This is a genomic window from Escherichia sp. E4385, from assembly GCF_963883145.1.
Taxonomy (GTDB): domain Bacteria; phylum Pseudomonadota; class Gammaproteobacteria; order Enterobacterales; family Enterobacteriaceae; genus Escherichia.
Genome location: NZ_CAWOOJ010000013.1, coordinates 400,023 through 418,169, shown reverse-complemented (window position 1 = coordinate 418,169; position 18,147 = coordinate 400,023). Strand labels below are relative to the sequence as shown.

The 18,147-nt window shown below is 48.5% G+C and carries 18 protein-coding genes and 2 pseudogenes; 10 read left to right on the top strand and 10 right to left on the bottom strand.

The annotated features are described in order from the left end of the window. Nucleotides 1–56 precede the first annotated feature (56 nt). Together uvrC and uvrY are read right to left on the bottom strand one after the other, a co-directional pair. Nucleotides 57–1,889, bottom strand: coding sequence for an excinuclease ABC subunit UvrC (gene uvrC, locus AACS80_RS14085; RefSeq protein WP_138183835.1), 1,833 nt, complete (start codon nt 1,887–1,889; stop codon nt 57–59). Then, entirely contained in the window at nt 1,886–2,542 is a 657-nt protein-coding gene (gene uvrY / locus AACS80_RS14080) for a UvrY/SirA/GacA family response regulator transcription factor (RefSeq protein WP_064529316.1), read from the bottom strand. The genes uvrC and uvrY overlap by 4 nt, the downstream gene beginning before the upstream one ends. 338 nt (nt 2,543–2,880) lie before the next feature. Here uvrY and AACS80_RS14075 point away from each other — a divergent pair, with 338 nt between their 5' ends. Then, nucleotides 2,881–3,015, top strand: a complete 135-nt coding sequence (locus AACS80_RS14075; protein ID WP_240725831.1) for a hypothetical protein — start codon at nt 2,881–2,883, stop codon at nt 3,013–3,015. Continuing rightward, nucleotides 3,002–3,226, top strand: coding sequence for a DUF2594 family protein YecF (yecF, locus tag AACS80_RS14070; protein ID WP_000106474.1), 225 nt, complete (start codon nt 3,002–3,004; stop codon nt 3,224–3,226). The genes AACS80_RS14075 and yecF overlap by 14 nt, the downstream gene beginning before the upstream one ends. Nucleotides 3,227–3,292: 66 nt before the next feature. On the opposite strand, the gene sdiA is transcribed toward yecF, so the two are convergent. The 4 genes from sdiA to dcyD all read right to left on the bottom strand — a co-directional run bounded on the left by sdiA (nt 3,293) and on the right by dcyD (nt 6,663). Beyond that, nucleotides 3,293–4,015: a transcriptional regulator SdiA gene (gene sdiA / locus AACS80_RS14065; protein ID WP_130208555.1), complete on the bottom strand. Its 723-nt coding sequence runs from the start codon at nt 4,013–4,015 to the stop codon at nt 3,293–3,295. Nucleotides 4,016–4,244: 229 nt separating this feature from the next. Next, complete coding sequence (gene tcyN, locus AACS80_RS14060; RefSeq protein ID WP_130218658.1) at nt 4,245–4,997, bottom strand: L-cystine ABC transporter ATP-binding protein TcyN; 753 nt, start codon at nt 4,995–4,997, stop codon at nt 4,245–4,247. Then, nucleotides 4,994–5,662, bottom strand: coding sequence for a cystine ABC transporter permease (gene tcyL, locus AACS80_RS14055; protein ID WP_130223595.1), 669 nt, complete (start codon nt 5,660–5,662; stop codon nt 4,994–4,996). The genes tcyN and tcyL overlap by 4 nt, the downstream gene beginning before the upstream one ends. A 14-nt stretch (nt 5,663–5,676) precedes the next feature. Then, nucleotides 5,677–6,663, bottom strand: coding sequence for a D-cysteine desulfhydrase (gene dcyD, locus AACS80_RS14050; protein WP_135407089.1), 987 nt, complete (start codon nt 6,661–6,663; stop codon nt 5,677–5,679). A 239-nt stretch (nt 6,664–6,902) separates the two neighbouring features. Here dcyD and AACS80_RS14045 point away from each other — a divergent pair. The 5 genes and pseudogenes from AACS80_RS14045 to AACS80_RS14025 all read left to right on the top strand — a co-directional run. Continuing rightward, a pseudogene (locus AACS80_RS14045) lies at nt 6,903–7,037 on the top strand (tyrosine-type recombinase/integrase); the annotation flags it as partial. A 440-nt stretch (nt 7,038–7,477) separates the two neighbouring features. Further along, complete coding sequence (locus AACS80_RS14040; protein ID WP_240730952.1) at nt 7,478–8,338, top strand: hypothetical protein; 861 nt, start codon at nt 7,478–7,480, stop codon at nt 8,336–8,338. A 281-nt stretch (nt 8,339–8,619) separates the two neighbouring features. Continuing rightward, a complete protein-coding gene (locus tag AACS80_RS14035; protein WP_240727124.1) occupies nt 8,620–8,769 on the top strand; it encodes a hypothetical protein in 150 nt (49 codons plus the stop codon). 176 nt (nt 8,770–8,945) lie between these two features. Next, nucleotides 8,946–11,456, top strand: coding sequence for an autotransporter outer membrane beta-barrel domain-containing protein (locus AACS80_RS14030; protein ID WP_240727125.1), 2,511 nt, complete (start codon nt 8,946–8,948; stop codon nt 11,454–11,456). A gap of 11 nt (nt 11,457–11,467) precedes the next feature. Further along, nucleotides 11,468–11,713, top strand: a pseudogene (locus tag AACS80_RS14025) (integrase core domain-containing protein); the annotation flags it as partial. Nucleotides 11,714–11,734: 21 nt separating this feature from the next. On the opposite strand, the gene tcyJ reads toward AACS80_RS14025, so the two are convergent. The 4 genes from tcyJ to AACS80_RS14005 form a co-directional block, all read right to left on the bottom strand. Next, nucleotides 11,735–12,535, bottom strand: coding sequence for a cystine ABC transporter substrate-binding protein (gene tcyJ, locus AACS80_RS14020; protein ID WP_130218652.1), 801 nt, complete (start codon nt 12,533–12,535; stop codon nt 11,735–11,737). An 87-nt stretch (nt 12,536–12,622) separates the two neighbouring features. Next, on the bottom strand, nt 12,623–13,174 hold the full coding sequence (gene fliZ / locus AACS80_RS14015) for a flagella biosynthesis regulatory protein FliZ (protein WP_130260045.1): 552 nt from the start codon (nt 13,172–13,174) through the stop codon (nt 12,623–12,625). 45 nt (nt 13,175–13,219) lie between these two features. Next, nucleotides 13,220–13,939 carry an RNA polymerase sigma factor FliA gene (fliA, locus tag AACS80_RS14010; RefSeq protein WP_135410095.1) on the bottom strand — a complete coding sequence of 240 codons (720 nt, stop codon included), beginning with the start codon at nt 13,937–13,939 and terminating at the stop codon, nt 13,220–13,222. Nucleotides 13,940–14,256: 317 nt separating this feature from the next. Further along, complete coding sequence (locus AACS80_RS14005) at nt 14,257–15,600, bottom strand: FliC/FljB family flagellin (RefSeq protein WP_135410096.1); 1,344 nt, start codon at nt 15,598–15,600, stop codon at nt 14,257–14,259. A gap of 246 nt (nt 15,601–15,846) precedes the next feature. On the opposite strand from AACS80_RS14005, the gene fliD reads away from it, so the two are divergent. Genes fliD through fliT form a run of 3 tightly spaced genes read left to right on the top strand, consistent with a single transcriptional unit; the run spans nt 15,847 to nt 18,086 of the window. Next, nucleotides 15,847–17,262: a flagellar filament capping protein FliD gene (gene fliD, locus AACS80_RS14000; RefSeq protein WP_135410097.1), complete on the top strand. Its 1,416-nt coding sequence runs from the start codon at nt 15,847–15,849 to the stop codon at nt 17,260–17,262. A 15-nt stretch (nt 17,263–17,277) separates the two neighbouring features. After that, nucleotides 17,278–17,688 carry a flagellar export chaperone FliS gene (fliS, locus tag AACS80_RS13995; RefSeq protein WP_130208571.1) on the top strand — a complete coding sequence of 137 codons (411 nt, stop codon included), beginning with the start codon at nt 17,278–17,280 and terminating at the stop codon, nt 17,686–17,688. Further along, entirely contained in the window at nt 17,688–18,086 is a 399-nt protein-coding gene (gene fliT / locus AACS80_RS13990; RefSeq protein ID WP_135410098.1) for a flagella biosynthesis regulatory protein FliT, read from the top strand. The genes fliS and fliT overlap by 1 nt, the downstream gene beginning before the upstream one ends. Nucleotides 18,087–18,147 lie beyond the last annotated feature (61 nt).

Here is an 18,147-nt window from a genome sequence, read left to right as displayed (position 1 = left end):
AATGACGGGTAACTATCTGTTGTCAGTAAGATTACCCCTATGTTGCTACAGAGACATCAATGTTTCAACGACCAGAAGATCTTTTCTGCCAGACCTTGCGAAATACCCGGCACTTTTGCAATTTCTTCGACGCTGGCGTTACGTAAACCTTGCAAACCGCCCATATATTTCAACAACATTTGCCGACGTTTTGGCCCGACGCCTTCAATGGTTTCCAGGGTGCTGGTATTTTTGACCTTCGCCCGTTTTTTGCGATGTCCGCCAATCGCATGATCGTGTGATTCATCGCGAATATGCTGGATGACGTGCAACGCAGGCGAATCTGGCGGTAAGCAAAAGCCCTCTCCTTCAGGCTCGAAGAACAATGTTTCCAGCCCAGCCTTACGGTCGGCCCCTTTGGCAACGCCAAGTAACAACGGATGGTTTTTATCCCAGGGGACGTCCAGCTCGGCGAAGACATTTTTCGCCTGCGCAAGTTGTCCTTTGCCACCATCAATCAGGATCACGTCCGGAATCTTACTGTCATCGATGGCTTTACCATAACGCCGACGCAACACCTGATTCATCGCCGCATAATCATCGCCCGGCGTAATGCCATTGATGTTATAGCGCCGATACTCCGCACGCAGTGGGCCATTAGCATCAAACACCACGCACGAGGCAACGGTTTGTTCGCCCATCGTATGGCTGATATCGAAACATTCCATCCGTTTCACTTCCGGCAATTTCAACACGCTGGCAAGCGCTGTCAGTCGCTGATGAACGGTTGATTGCTGCGAAAGTTTGGTGGTTAACGCTGTTGCTGCATTCGTCCGCGCAAGTTTCAGGTAACGCGCCCTGTCGCCACGCGGTTTGGTCTGAATGTTTATCTTGCGCCCCGCCAGTTCTGATAATGAATCGGCGAGCAGCGTTTTATCGCTAAGATTAAAATCGAGCAGGATCTCACCCGGGAGAGTGCGCATCTGGCTGCCCTGTAAATAGAACTGACCAACAAAGGTTTCCACGACTTCGCCCAGTTCCGTACCGCCCGGCACCTTCGGAAAATAGCTACGGCTACCGAGCACTTTGCCCTGACGAATAAACAAAACATGGACACATGCCATACCAGCATCGAACGCCACGCCAATAACATCAAGGTCGTCGCCCGTATTAGAGACAAATTGTTTTTCGGTGACGCGTCGCACCGCCTGAATTTGGTCGCGAATACGTGCCGCTTCTTCAAACTCCAGATTCTGGCTGGCTGTTTCCATGCGGCTAATCAGTTGCTTAAGCACCTGATCGTCTTTACCCGATAAAAACAGGCGCACATATTCAACCTGCTGGGCATACTCTTCTTCGCTAACCAACCCGGCTACGCACGGCCCAAGACAGCGCCCTATCTGGTATTGCAGGCATGGACGCGAGCGATTGCGATAAACGCTATTTTCGCACTGGCGAATGGGGAAAATCTTTTGCAACAACGCCAGAGTTTCACGCACCGCATAACCATTCGGGAACGGGCCGAAATACTCTCCCTTGGCGTGCTTCGCACCGCGATGCATCGCCAGACGTGGATGTGTATCGCCACTGAGGAAGATAAAGGGGTAAGATTTATCATCGCGTAACAAAACGTTGTAACGCGGCTGATAGAGTTTGATGTAGTTGTGTTCCAGCAATAATGCTTCGGTTTCAGTATGAGTCACCGTGACATCGATTTGCTGGATCTGGGCGACCAACGCTTCCGTTTTGCGCGAAGCGAGATTGCTACGGAAATAGCTGGAAAGCCGTTTTTTCAGGTCTTTCGCTTTACCGACATAAATAACCGTACCACCAGCATCATACATGCGATAAACGCCCGGCTGGCTGGTGACGGTTTTTAAAAACGCTTTTGCGTCAAACTGAACACTCACTGACTTGTTAACGTCTCCGCATTACACAAACCATGGCGAATAGCCAGGTGAGTCAGCTCAACATCGCCATGAATGTTTAATTTACTGAACATACGGTAGCGATAGCTGTTCACCGTTTTCGGGCTGAGATTAAGCTGTTCTGAAATCTCATTGACCTTCTGGCCTTTGGTAATCATCAGCATAATCTGCAATTCGCGTTCAGACAAACTGGCAAATGGGCTTTCTGTTTTTTCTGGTTCGATCTGGCTTAACGCCATTTGTTGCGCAATGTCAGAAGCAATGTAACGCTGCCCAGAATAGACAGAACGAATCGCGCTCACCACCTCCTGCGGGGCCGCACCTTTGCTTAGATAGCCCGCAGCGCCAGCCTGCATGACTTTTGCTGGTAAAGGGTTTTCGGTGTGAACCGTAAGCATGATGATTTTGACATCTGCGGTTGAACGGGCGATTTTACGCGTCGCCTCAAGGCCGCCAATGCCAGGCATGCTCATGTCCATTAGCACCACGTCGACGGAATTTGCCCGGCACCACTTAACGGCATCTTCACCACAGGAAGCCTCACCAACGACTTTAATACCCTTTATATCTTCCAGAATGCGTCGTATCCCTGCGCGCACCAGTTCGTGGTCATCAACAAGTAGAACGTTGATCAAAGGAATATCTCCAGAAATAGGGATAACGCTACTGATAGTTAGTCATCCGTATATTAGCGGGTTTTATTGCAACTTTGAAACGTTAAAAATGGTGGGTATTCGATTTTTCTCTCATTTTTGATAATTCGATTGTCCGCAGTTATGGTCACGTCCGTCACCAAAAAGCTTCCGCAGCGTTGTAACCTGCCGGTTAGACTGAAATGTGACAAAAATTGACTTCATTCAGCACAAATGAAAAATCATCAGCATGAATATGTAACATTAATTAACTCAATAAATACGCACAAAAAACATTCATGATATAAATATTTATTAACCACTATATTAACTAATTTAATATCAATCATGATTCAGCGACCAAAAAACAACCACTGCTATTTTTAGCAAAGCTTATGGTATACTCCGCCGCCTTAACATTTTTTACTGCAAATTTTCATTGCAACATGACGAGGAAAATAAATGAGTACGCCTGATTTTTCTACTGCCGAGAATAATCAAGAACTGGCAAATGAAGTCTCCTGCCTGAAAGCGATGCTGACGCTGATGCTGCAGGCGATGGGACAAGCTGACGCGGGCCGCGTGATGTTAAAGATGGAAAAACAGCTTGCGCTGATCGAAGACGAAACCCAGGCTGCGGTATTTTCCAAAACGGTTAAGCAAATTAAACAGGCCTACCGTCAGTAATATAAAACCGGCTGAAAGCACACCTTTCAGCCGGTTTTACACCTGGCACGCAGAATGAAATAGAGGTCATATTAAGCCAGTTGCGGCAGCGTAGCAGGCAACCTGGGTCTTATTCGGCGCGTTGATTTTTTTCTGCATGTTTTTCTGATGAAAATTAACCGTGTTCTCGGAGATTGACAAGATCATTGCAATCTCTGCCGATGTCTTACCTTCCGCGGTCCATTTCAAAATTTCCTTTTCCCGCTTACTGAAATTCATCTCCGGCGTCATCACTATTTGATCATTTAAACGCATCAGCGCCATCAGACTTTCGCGCACCAGTAACTGCATTTTTAATTGCAGCTCATCACTAAGAACAGGTATTTCGCGCGTACTGCTACGAGAAAATGACAAAAATCCCAACGCCCGGTTCGGTAGCATTAAATACTGAGTAACTCCCCTGCGTAAACCATGTGCACGCGCAGCCTCCCATAATGGCTGGGCTTCACTGAATAAGTCATCATTCCACAATAAATGGCCCTGACTGAAGTTTTCAGGGTTGAGCACGGGATCAATAGCGAGAAAGTTTTTTGCCTGATAATAACTAACCCACGACTCAGGGTAATTGGTGTAGAAAGCCACTTTGGGTCGCGTGAATGGCACCGGGTGGCGAACACATAACGAATAGTAATCGTACTCGAGCTGCTGAGCCTGAAGCTCTATTTCATGGTAGACCTCTTCTGCGGCCTCCATCCTCTGAAAGCGCGACAGCATTGTGCGACGCCAGCTAAAAAAATCCGTATCCTGCATAGTAAACCGCAATGCCCCTGAGAGTGAGTATCATTTATACTGAAAACTCAAGCTATCACATAAATAAGATTTATATATAATTTATATTATTCAGATAATGAATTACTTTTGCAAGACATCGCATTCTCTTATGTTATTAATGAGTTATGCTGATTTATTGACCGTTTATTGAGTCTTCAGAAGAGTGGTTCGCCCCGGTAACTAACTCACCGGGGCTGATTTTTTCTTATTATTGCAGTAGAAACTTCTCGAGAAACTGGCGGGTACGGGGCTGCTGTGGATTAGCAAATAACGCTTTCGCCGAGCCCTGCTCTACTATCCGCCCCTGGTCCATAAAGATCGCGCGGTCAGCAACGTCACGGGCAAAGCTCATTTCGTGCGTAACAATGACCATTGTGCGCTTTTCCTGTGCCAGCTGGCGGATAGTATTCAGGACTTCGCCCACCAGCTCTGGGTCCAGGGCCGACGTTGGCTCATCAAACAAAATCACCTCGGGACGCATCGCCAGCGCCCGGGCAATCGCCACACGCTGCTGTTGACCGCCAGATAAACGACGTGGATAGCTGGTTTCTTTGCCTGCAAGGCCAACTTTCGCCAACAACTCACGTGCGCGCGCCGTGGCTTCCTCTTTTGGTTCACCTTTGACAATCACCGGCCCTTCAATAATGTTTTCCAGCACCGTACGATGCGGAAACAAATTAAAGTTCTGGAAAACAAAACCAACGTGCTGGCGCAACTGACGAATCAGGGATTTTTGCTGACTTAACGAACGCGCGGTATCAATGGTGATATCCCCGACGGTAATCGTCCCCGCTTCTGGTTGTTCCAGCAAATTTATGCTGCGTAGCAACGTGGTTTTCCCGGATCCGCTTGGACCTATAATAGCCACCACTTCGCCGGTTTTAACCTCCAGATCTATGCCATGCAGCACCGTCTGACCGTGGAATTTTTTCACCAGGTTTTTAACGTCAATGGCACTCATTTTGGATCCCTCTCCTGGCGATTAAGTTGATTCTCAAAATGGTTCTGCAACGTCGATAACACCGTCGCCATAATCCAGTAGATGAGCGAAGCCGCCAGATACATGGTGAAAACTTCCAGTGTGCGCGAAGTAATCAACTGCGCCTGACGGAACAGCTCTGGCACCTGAATCGTCGCAGCCAGAGAAGTATCTTTTACCAGGCTGATAAAACTGTTCGACAGCGGCGGCAGTGCTACCCGCGCGGCCTGTGGCAAAATAGCACGACGCATAGTTTGCCACGGCGTCATGCCGATACTGGCAGCTGCTTCCCACTGACCTTTATCAATGGACGAAATCGCTGCCCGCAGCGTTTCGGCTGCATAGGCGGCGGTGTTCAGTGACAGGCCAATCATCGCTGACGGAATCGGGTCTAATTCAATGCCAAACTGAGGTAAACCGTAGTAGATCATAAACAGCTGTGCGATGAGTGGCGTACCACGGAAAATGGAGATATAAAAACGCGCCAGCCAACGCACTGGCCAGACGGGCGACAGGCGCATCAGCGCGAGAATAAATCCCAGCAGTAAGCCAAAAAACATGCCGCCGATGCTGAGTTGCAGCGTATACCCTGCCCCTTTCAACAGGAACGGCAGCGAATCAATAACCAGTTGTATACTTTCTTGCATGAGCATTTCCGGCGCTAAACGTGGGGATGATAGGCGAACAGTGCAGGCGCGCCCCCGGTATGAATAAACAGAATCGGTCCTTCATCTTTGAAGCGTTTCTGACTTATACCATCAATCAGCCCCGCCATCGCTTTTCCGGTATACACGGGATCAAGCAGAATGCCTTCCAGACGCGCCAGCAGTTTCACCGCCTCCATGCCTTCGTCATTCGGCACACCGTAACCAGGCGCAAAATAGTCATCCCAGAGTAAAATTTCCGCTGATGCAGTCAGCTCCAGTTCTTTCGCGATCGTCTGTTGTAGGCTAACCACCTTCGGCAACTGGTCAGCAACAGAACGTGAAACAGTCACGCCAATCAGTTCTGTTTCAGGCATCAGTTGTTCCAGCCCTACAGCAAGCCCGGCGTGAGTTCCGGCACTGCCTGATGCCACCACCACCGACGATATATTAACCGCCCCTTCACACTGCTGGGCGATTTCCAGCGCACTCTCCACATAGCCCAACGCACCTAAAGCATTGGAGCCGCCAACCGGAATGACGTATGGGCGAAAGCCTTGCGCTTCGACGCGAGTCGCTAACTCTTCCAGTTGGGCATCAGGATCGGTCAGCGCATCGCACATTTCAATCTGAGTATTGAACAGATCCAGCAACAAGCGGTTGCCGTTGGTTAAATAGTTTTCTGCGGCAGTGCCAATGGGATTTTCCAGCAGCGCCACGCAATGCAAACCAAGTTTTGCGGCCACTGCGGCAGTCTGGCGCACATGGTTAGACTGAATCGCTCCGGCGGTAATCAGTGTATCAGCACCTTCGCGCAAGGCGTCTGCTGCGAGAAATTCCAGTTTGCGTAACTTATTTCCGCCCATTGCCAACGGGGTGACGTCATCCCGTTTGATGAAAATGTCCCGCCCGAGATAATCAGAAAAACGTGGCAGATATTCGAGCGGTGTCGGTGCGCCGATAAACTCCAACCGTGGAAAACGAGTTAAATTATGCAATGGCATAAAAGCCTCCGATGTGTGTTGTTGTGATCTTGTTATTATGCACGCTGGAAACGTATAAATAAAAAATGCACCGATTAAAGCGCCCTTTTTTGTCATTATGCCCGTCCAGAATAGCGTTGACACGTTCCCTACTGTGAGTTCAACCGAGGGATGCAACACAGTGGTTGAACCGATCTGCGGGTGATTCGTACTCTGGAGTTTTCTCGGTCTTTCGTTGAGCATATGGCAACTGTAGTACTCATGGATTCCGGGCGATAGCAGGTAGTGTGTTAATAGAATCAGATTTGTGGTCCCGTGATGCTGTTGAATATCCGATGGGTCATCAGGAACGTAACGGTGTAAAGGCTGCTTATGTCCATAAAGCAGAAAATCTGATGTCCCCTGGTTGCGGGGATAACTTCTCCTGGCATCTTAGGTTGATCAAGCCTGGTTATCCATACCCATTCATTAATAAGGAAACCATTATCTTTATATTAATTATTATTTATATCCATGTCTGTTTTTAGGATAAAAATATTATATTCCATGACGGTATTTTCAGGCACTTTTCTTATAAAAAAGCAGAGAAACACTCACTATCTAAAATTACACCGACCAATAAACAAACTAACATCCAGAAAACATTACAATTTCAAATTACTCGCCAAAAAAAAATCAACCTGATTGCTTGAGATGGATTTTCTCTGTTTATTTGCAATAATGCTCGCATCGATCATTTGTATGATGATTGGATGATGCATATTACTTCCCAATGACATTACACAGTCAAAAAATTTAACTCACCATTTTCAAACAAAGTATTATTGGAGATTTTGTGAAAATGAAAATTAATAAAAAAGAAAAATTTGATATCCATATAAAAAACAGAAAAACATTCGGCATAACGCAAGAGGGAATGAAGACAACATTACTATTCAGCCTTATATCTGCCACTCTGACCATTCAGCCTGCTTTGGGAGCCAAAAAGGAAGTTACTCTTTCTGAAGGAAACCCTACAGAAATATCTGAAAATATCCTTGGTGCTGATGGCGTGCGTCACCCCCCGGGTAATGATGATGGGGAAGCTGGTGAAGATGCTCTCATTGTTAATGTTGTACCTGGTTCGTTACAGGATGAAAATATCCTGACAATTAACAGCGGTACCAGCATTAGTGGCGGTGAAGGCGGATGGGCTGGTGATGATGATGTTACTAAGATGGGATCGGCAGGAGGCCAAGGCGGTACAGCCATTACTGGAAATAATTTTACTCTTGTTAATTCTGGTGATATTTCCGGTGGTAAGGGGGGTTGGGGAGGTTATGGTAATGGCGGAGGCGATGGAGGTGAAGCAGGTACCGCTATTTCCGGAGATGATCTTACCATTACGAACAACGGTAGCATTACGGGTGGCAATGGCGGAATGACTGGAGCCAGTGGTTATGGCGATGAGAGCGGTGGTTTAACTGGGACTCCTGCTGTTGGTGGGACAGCCATATCTGGCAACAATCTTCAAATAAGCAATAACGGAAACATCACTGCCGGGCAAGGTAGTAGTGGTGCCTGGTGGGCGGTATGGGGACCTTCTGCCGGCACAGGAGGGAATGGAGGCACGGCAATATCCGGAAATAATATGGAGATAACAAATAATAATCACATTACAGGTGGCCAGGGGGGGGGATGGTGCTCGCGGTGGTGAAGGTAGTGTCGAATTTTCTACCGTTCCGAATATTAATGGGAGTACCGGTGGTAGTGGTGGTATTGGAGGGTCTGCTATATATGGTAATAATATTAAGATAAATAATACGGGAGATATAACTGGCGGACAGGGGGGCACTGGTGGTGAAGGTGGTAGTGGTTATACAGAATATGATCCCACTGATTCAGTGCCTCTTGGCACTGGTGGTACTGGTGGTATTGGTGGTATTGGTGGCACCGGGGGGATTGCCATATCTGGAAATAATATGGAAATAAATAATTATGGAAATATTATTGGTGGCACTGGTGGTGATGGTGGTTATGGTGGCGACCCCGGTGAAAATATGCATTCTGAAAATACTGGTAACGGTGGTAATGGTGGCGACGGAGGTAATGGTGGTACTGCTATATCCGGGAGTGATATTACGATAAATAATCATGGCGTGATATTGCCTGGTAGTGGCGGACGGGGAGGTAACGTTAACCTCTTCGAGTCCGGGGAGATATCTGGTAACAGAGGGCAAGATTGTGATACCGCAATATCTCTGAATGGTGGAACTAACTCGTTGAATCTCTTCGCTGGTTCTGTCATTCAAGGTGATATTGTTTTGAATAATGTTGAAAATAATGCTGATGGTAATTCTCTGTCCATTACAAATAAAGACTCCGCCAGCTCTGAGATCAAAGGCAATCTGAGTGCGGGTACAGGTACACATATTTCCGTTTCGGGAGCTGATGTCACCTTTAGCGGAAGTTCGGTATTTGACAGAGATTCATCGCTGAATATGAGTACAGGTTCCAGTCATTTAACTGCCAACAATATCCAGTTCAATAACGGTGCAGTGCTTAATGTTGATACTGCCATGACAATATGGAAGCAAAATGAGTACGGCTTGTTGACGACCTCCGACGGCATAACAGGGCTCTCTGAAAATAATATTTATCAGCATAATAATCTACTGAGTGATGGTGCTGAAGACTATGTTTTAACATCACTTAGTGGTAACGGGCAGACAGTAAAAGAGGTTAGTTCTTCCCTGAAGTGGAATGACCCTTCAGGAAATGGATATGGCACGTTTGACCTGAGATATGGCGCGGTGTTAGAGCTGAAGGTACGGCTTGCAGATAACAATGCTGTTCAGTTATCTCATGGCTGGGATGGAAAAACGCTGACCAAAGCCGGCGAAGGAACACTGATTCTGTCCTCCCAAAACACTTACACAGGTGTAACAGACATCCGCGGCGGCAATGTCCGCATGAACAGCAACAGTGCTCTGGGGCAGACCAGCGAGATTCGTCTGGCAGACGACACCATGCTGGACATGAACGGTCACAGCCAGACCGCAGGTAAACTGAACAGCGCAGCAGGTTCCATACTGAACATTAATGGCGGTAATCTGACCCTCACAGGTGGAGGCCTGTCTGCAGGTACCCTCATCGGCTCTGGCTCCCTGAACATCAGCGGTGGCGTGTTCGATATTACTGGTGCCAGCCGCGCCCTGAATGCCACCACCACTATCGCAGAAAAGGCAATGGTGAAAGTGCTTAATACTGACGGACTGGGAACAGGCTTGGTTAACACTGCCGGCACACTGATTCTGGGCAAGGCTGATGCACCTGTCATGCTTGCCAACAGCCAGGTCACCATCGCTCAGCAGGGGACACTCTCCGGCTCTGGTGGTGTCGCCGGGAACGTAACCAACAGCGGTACCCTTGACCTGAGAGCTGATGCACCAGGTAATGTACTGACGATCGGAGGTAACTATACCGGTAATAATGGCATACTGCTCATGAACACCGCTCTGGGAAATGACAGCTCCGCAACAGACAAACTGGTTATTAAAGGCGATGCTTCCAGTCAGACCCGAGTGGTTGTTATAAATGCAGGTGGTACCGGAGCACAGACACTGAACGGTATTGAGTTGATTCATGTCGACGGAAATGCTGACAGTGCTGCATTTATTCAGGCCGGGCGTATTGCCGCTGGGGCTTATGACTACACGCTGGGACGTGGTCAGGGAAGCAACCGTGATAACTGGTATCTGACCAGTGGTAAAAACACTCCGTTCCTGCTGCGCGCTCTGAAAGCAATGCAACCCCCTGCCCCTGAACCTGCTCCGGGTGGTCATGACAACGACCTGCGCCCGGAAGCTGGCTCCTACACGGCGAACATGGCTGCCGCAAACACTCTGTTCGTGACCCGTCTTCATGAACGCCTGGGGCCAATGCATTACACCGATGTGATTACCGGTGAGCAGAAAGAAACCAGCATGTGGATGCGCCATGAAGGGGGACACAACCGCTGGCGTGACGGTACAGGTCAACTGAAAACACAGGGTAACCGTTACGTCCTGCAGATGGGCGGTGACCTGGCCCAGTGGAGCCGGAACAGATCTGACCGCTGGCATCTGGGGGTTATGGCTGGTTACGGTAATGACCATAACAATACAGATTCTGTACGTACCGGATACAGTTCAAAAGGCAGTGTGAAAGGATACAACACAGGTCTGTATGCCACCTGGTATGCTAATGATGAGACACATAGCGGGGCTTATCTGGATAGCTGGGCACAGTACAGTTGGTTCGATAACGATGTGAAAGGTGACGGACTACCGGGGGAATCCTGGAAATCAAAAGGTCTGACAGCCTCACTGGAAACCGGTTATGTCTGGAAAACCGGTGAGTTTACCGGTAGCCATGGCAGTCTGAACGAATGGTATGTCCAGCCTCAGGCTCAGGTTATCTGGATGGGCGTAAAAGCTGATGAGCACCGCGAACGCAATGGTACCCGTGTTGAAAGCACTGGTGACGGTAACGTCCATACCCTTCTGGGCGTGAAAACCTGGATTAAGGAACACAGCAGAATGAATGACGGCAAATCCCATGAGTTCCGTCCGTTCGTTGAGGTGAACTGGCTGCACAACACCCGTGATTTTGGCACTCGCATGAACGGTGTGACGGTACATCAGGACGGCGCCAGCAATATCGGAGAAGTAAAAACCGGTGTTGAGGGGCAGATAAATGACCATCTGAACCTGTGGGGCAATGTGGGTGTACAGCTCGGTGACGAGGGATACAGCGACGCCTCTGCCATGCTGGGTATGAAGTATACATTCTGAACCGGGTAGCTCTTTATCAGTCAGTGCATGAGAGAATCGGGATAACCTGCTCAATGACCGTTGGTTATGACTGCGACCAGAATGCGCTGGCTGAACGAATAAATGGGCTCCTGAAAAACTCGCGTCCTGCAGGTCCGGAAAATAGTAAAAAATCCGTGGCTATTTATAACCATGAGCGGCCACACCTGGCACTAAAATACAAAACGCCCGATGACGTTCATCAGGCGTTTTACAGACAAAAAACTGTCAACTTATAGCAGGGCCCGTCAATACGTTGATTACTTGGTCACATCAGCACCAAACCATTTTTCGGAAAGGGCTTGCAAGGTTCCATCTTTTTGCATTTCTGCAATGGCATCGTTGACTGCTTTCAGCAAGTCTTCGTTACCTTTACGCAGCGCGACACCTGACTCCTGGCGGGAGAAGGCTTCGCCAGTTACTGCCAGCGTATCATTGGTTTTCTTCACCAAATCCAGCGCCGCCAGACGGTCAACCAGGATGGCATCAATACGGCCTACGCGCAGATCCTGGTACTTGGTCGGGTCGTCATCATAGGTGCGCACATCAACCCCCTGAACATTCTGACGCAGCCACTCTTCATAGTTGGTGCCTAAACCAACACCAACTTTTTTACCTTTCAGGTCGTCTGCGGTTTTTATTGTGCCTTCATTACCTTTTTTCACCAGCGCCTGAATACCGGAAATGGTGTAAGGGGTAGAAAAATCGTATTTTTTCTTGCGTTCATCAGAAATGGTGACCTGGTTAATCACCACATCGATGCGTTTAGAATCCAGTGACGCCAGCATCCCGTCCCATTTGGTCGGTTTTAATGCGGCATCAACGCCCAGATGTTTTGCCAGTTGTTGGGCAAATTCCACTTCAAAACCAGTCAACTTGCCGTCATCTCCCTGAAAGCTGAACGGCGGGTAAGTCCCTTCCAGTCCCACCAGCAACGTGCCACGCTCTTTTACTTTATTGAGCAGGCCTTCGTTGGCAAAACTTTTCACGCTCATACCCGCAACCAGCGCCACGGCCATAACGCCCATCAACGCCTGATGTCCCAGATGTGCTAGTTTCATATTCACCCCGAATGTTGTTTTGTTGGTTTGCAGTGTAGAGCCATTGTTTGTAAACACAAAAACAACTCTGCTACATCTTATTCTTATTTAATATATATCAGAAGCTGACATGCAGGGGGATATCTGCGCAAGATCACCGCGGGTTTGCGTCTGGTAACACTGATACTTACGTAATGCGATGCGGTAATTATTGGTGCTTGTGGTGGGTAGCCAAGGCGCCAGGTTTTCATCAAGAAAACCATCCTGCAGCAGGTCGGTGGAAATATCTTGCTCGCTTAAATAATTACCCAAACGACGCAGACGTACCACATACTCGCGCACAGTACCGGGGCTCATTTCAGTATGGTCAAAGAGAAACTGCTTGAAGCCGATAATATCAAAAAAATCACTCTGCGTTTTGCAGTGTAAATCGCCGCAAAAACGACACAACGCGGACCATGATTTTTGTTCTTCCTGCCAACCATTTTCATCAAGCAGTGTATCGAGACGGGAAATCTCGATTTTATTCACTATTTTGCCGTCGCGAACCAGCGTAATGCGATCAAGTAGTTTACGGCAAAATGCGCAATGGGTTTGACTGTGTTTAAAGTCTTTAAGATAGCGACTCAATGGCCGCCTTTTCTGGTGCTGCATCATTATTAAGAACTCCTGGTATTCAAAATTAATGTGCGGCATTTACTTAAGTTATAACTTACCCAGTTTGGTGCGTAACCGTTTAATGGCCTGACTGTGTAACTGACTGACCCGCGATTCACCGACTTCCAGCACCGTGCCAATCTCTTTGAGATTAAGCTCTTCCTGGTAATAGAGCGTTAATACTAACTGTTCACGCTCCGGCAACATTTCGATGGCTTCCATTACCCGTTGACGCAAATTACTTTCCAGTAATTTTTGTAACGGGTTTTCGCGCTGATGATCGTCACTTACCAGTTCAATACTATCGCCGTGCTCTTCACGCCACTCATCGTAGGAAAAGAGTTGGCTATTATTAGTATCAAGCAACATTTGTCGATAATCGGCGATTTCGATCCCTAAACGTTCTGCCACTTCAGTTTCTGTGGCGTTACGGCCAAGTTCCTGTTCCAGTTGCCCCATTGCCTGCGCCACTTCACGCGCATTGCGTCGCACGCTTCGTGGCACCCAGTCACGGCTGCGAAGTTCATCCAGCATAGCGCCACGGATTCGCTGCACTGCGTAAGTTGTAAATGCCGTTCCTTGCAGGGCGTCATAACGTTCAACGGCATTAAGTAATCCAATGCCGCCCGCCTGTAGGAGATCATCAAGTTCTACACTCGCGGGCAGTCGGACCTGCAGGCGCAATGCTTCGTGACGCACCAGCGGGATATAACGCTGCCACAGCGAGTATTTATCCATTACACCTTCAGCGGTATAGAGTGATTTCACGATAAACAACCCTGCGTTATATAAGTAATCGGCATAATTATCCGTTTCTGCAGGTTTTTTAATCGGACGATTAATGGGTGAAATAAGCGGTTATTTAGAGTGATCGGTAAATAATGAGCAAAATAACCCCGCCGGACGCGGGGTTAAGAGATCTGACAACGTACGCTTCATCTTGCCGGATGCGGTGTAAATGCCTTATCCAGCCCAGACGAATATGCAAATTTAATTAATTGCGATTCATCTTGTAGGCCTGATAAGCGCCGCGCATCAGGCAATTTGGCGTTTGCTGTCATTATCGGTTAGTCAGGTTTTGGCGATTAACCCTGCAGCAGAGACAGAACTTGCTGCGGCACCTGGTTAGCTTTAGACAGCACGGAGTTACCCGCCTGCTGGATGATCTGCGCTTTCGACATATTGGACACTTCGGTCGCATAGTCGGCGTCCTGAATACGGGACTGCGCTTCAGACAGGTTGGTGGTGGTGTTGTTCAGGTTAGTGACCGCAGAATCCAGACGGTTTTGTACGGCACCGAGGGAGGAGCGGAAAGTATCAACTTGCGAGATAGCTTTGTCTAAAAGTGCCAGCGGATCGTTGGTTGCAGTACCAGAAAATGTTGCTGTTGCCGCTGTTTTTACAGAACCATCAACATCGAGTTCATCAGTAAGTTGGATTTTTGTGGCTTCATTTGTTGCAGCGTCACCACCGTTTTCAATTGCATCCTTACCGTCTGCACCAGCAAGGTAATCTTTGCCTTGAATAGTAACATAGCCAACAGCCGCGCCAGCACTATTCGTCGTGACCTTGATAGGCTGACCTGTCTGTGTTGCTGTGGTAACACCGTTCGCAGGATCAGTGAAAGTAACATTGGTGGTATTAAGCGTAACAACGCCACCAGCATTAACGGAAGCCGAATAGAAGTCATTACCAGATTGAACAACATAGGTTCCTGTCGCTTTACCATCCGCGCTTTGTACGTTATGTAGGGACAAGCCTGATGTATCACTTATTCCCAATGTTTTAGCCATTGCGGCAGCAGCGGTATCGTTCGCACCAAATTTAACCGTAACCGGGGCATCGCCAGCAGCAGCGCCAGGAACTGTAGTTATCGCGTCGCTAACTTTTAATGCGTTCCCTGATACCGAGAAACCTTTCAGCCCCAGCGTTGAAGAATCAATTTTCTGCAAGTCGATAGAGATGGTCTGCCCATCATTCGCGCCAACCTGAATCTTCATCGAACCGTCTTTCGCCAGCACATTCACGCCGTTGAACTGGGTCTGACCGGAAACACGGTCAATTTCATCCAGACGGGATTTGATTTCGTCCTGAATAGAAGACAGGTCAGAATCAGAGTTAGTCCCGGTCGTCGCCTGAACGGTCAACTCACGCACACGCTGCAAGTTGTTGTTGATTTCAGACAGTGCGCCTTCTGCGGTCTGCGCCAGAGAAATACCGTCATTGGCGTTACGCGCGGCCTGAGTCAGCCCTTTAATGTTAGAGGTGAAACGGTTAGCAATCGCCTGACCAGCGGCGTCGTCTTTCGCACTGTTGATACGCAGACCAGAAGACAGGCGCTCGATAGAAGTCGACAGCGCAGACTGGTTTTTGTTGATGTTGTTCTGAGTGATCAGCGAGAGGCTGTTGGTGTTAATGACTTGTGCCATAATTTTTATTCCTGTTTTTTAGCTCTACGGTTTAAGTATTGGGCTTCCACCCTTCGGCTTCGTCGCCGTCAACCCTGTTATCGTCTGGTCACTCACAACCTTTAGAATTTTTTTCTAGCCGTCGAAATACTCCCCTTCCTCGTTGCTGTTCGTGTCATTAAGCCCAAAAATAAATCGTAAACTTTGCCCCGCTTGCGCCGATAACCCCGGTATTCGTTCTACATGTCGCATGATTAAGGAATATATATGGCTAGTATTTCAACGCTCGGGGTTGGGTCGGGGCTGGACTTAAGCAGCATCCTCGACAGTCTTGAGGCGGCAGAAAAATCTACCCTGACGCCGATATCAAAACAGCAAAGCTCGTACACCGCGAAACTGAGCGCCTACGGGACGTTGAAAAGCGCGCTGGAGAGTTTTCAGACCGCCAACACGGCACTGAATAAAGCCGACTTATTTACCGCTACCTCAACCACCAGCAGTTCCTCGGCTTTTAGCGCCACCACCACGGGCAGCGCAATTGCCGGAAAATACACCATTAGTGTCAGCCAACTGGCACAGGCACAGACGCTCACGACCCAAAACAGCCAAAAAGACAACAAAGCCGCCATCGCCACCAGCGATAGCGTACTGACCATCCAGCAAGGCGGAGGAAAAGATCCCGTCACGATTGATATCAGCGCGGCTAACTCGTCACTCTCTGGCATCCGCGATGCAATTAACAACGCCAAAGCCGGCGTCAGCGCCAGTATCATCAATGTGGGTAACGGCGAGTATCGTTTGTCTATCACCGCCAATGATACCGGTAGCGATAACGCCATGAAACTGAGCGTCAGCGGCGACAGCGCCCTGCAAAGTTTTATGGGTTACAACGGAACGTCGGGTGATAGCAGTAATGGCATGATTGAAAGCGTCACCGCGCAGAACGCCAAACTGACGGTTAATAACGTTGAGATTGAAAACAGCAGCAACACTATCAGTGACGCGCTGGAAGATATCACTCTCAACCTGAATGACGTCACCACTGGTAATCAGACCCTCACCATCAGCAAAGACTCCTCCAAAGCTGAAAATGCGGTTAAAGCGTGGGTGGATGCCTATAACACGTTACAGGATACGTTCAGCAGCTTAACAAAATACACCGCAGTCGATGCCGGGGCAGAAAGTCAGGACTCCAGCAACGGCGCGTTACTCGGTGACTCCACGCTGCGCACCATCCAGACCCAGTTAAAAACGCTGCTTGCCAATACGCATAGCAGTTCGGCCTATAAAACATTGGCACAGATCGGTATCACCACCGACGCCAGTACCGGTAAGCTGGAAATAGCAACTGACAAGCTGCAAACGGCCCTGAAGAAAGATGCCACTGGCGTAGGTGAAATGTTTATTGGTGACGGTAAAAGCACTGGCGTAACCACCAGCATTAGCAGCAACCTGACCAGTTGGCTCTCCTCCACCGGGATAATCCAGGCTGCAAAAGATGGCGTAAGCAAAACACTGAACAATTTGACGGATCAGTACAACGCTGCCAGTGAACGTATCGATACATTAATGGCGCGCTACAAAGCCCAGTTCACCCAACTGGATGTGTTAATGAACTCGCTTAACTCCACCAGTAGCTATCTGACACAGCAATTCGACACCTCAAATAGCAGCTCGAAATAATCTTCAGGAGAGACTATGTACAGCGCAAAAGGCACGCAGGCCTATGCACAAATTGGCGTTGAGAGCGCCGTGATGAGCGCCAGTCCACAGCAACTGGTTACCATGCTATTTGACGGCGTGTTGAGTGCGCTGGTAAGAGCACGCCTGTTTATGCAGGACAACAACCTGGAAGGTAAAGGCGTGTCTTTATCGAAAGCTATCAACATCATTGAGAATGGGCTGAAGGTGAGCCTCGAAGAAGAAAGCCAGGATGAATTAACCCAGAATTTAATTGCGCTCTATAGCTATATGGTCAGGCGTTTGCTGCAAGCGAATTTGCGTAACGATGTCTCCGCAGTAGAAGAAGTGGAAACGTTGATGCGCAATATTGCCGATGCCTGGAAAGAGACTTTACTCTCCCCTTCTTTGATTCAGGATCCTGTCTGATGAACCATGCACCGCACTTGTATTTTGTCTGGCAACAACTTGTCGAAAAAAGCCAGCTCATGTTACGCCTGGCGACAGAAGGACGATGGGATGAACTCATCGCCAGCGAAATGGATTATGTGAATGCGGTGCAACAAATCGCGCACCTGACGGAAGAGATGGAACCCTCTGCCATGATGCAGGAACAACTCAAACCAATGTTACGCCTCGTCCTGCACAACGAAAGCAACGTTAAGCAGTTATTGCAGGTGCGAATGGATGAGCTGGCGAAGCTGGTTGGTCAGTCATCGATGCAAAAATCCGTATTAAGTGCTTACGGCGACCAGGGCGGCTACGTACTGGCGCCGCAGGAGAATATCGTCAATTTTTCTCCCCATCTGAATTTTGGCAAAGTATAAAAGTTGGATTACTCGCGAATAACCTGATTACGGCTACGCTTCTAATGTTCCCCTCATGTGG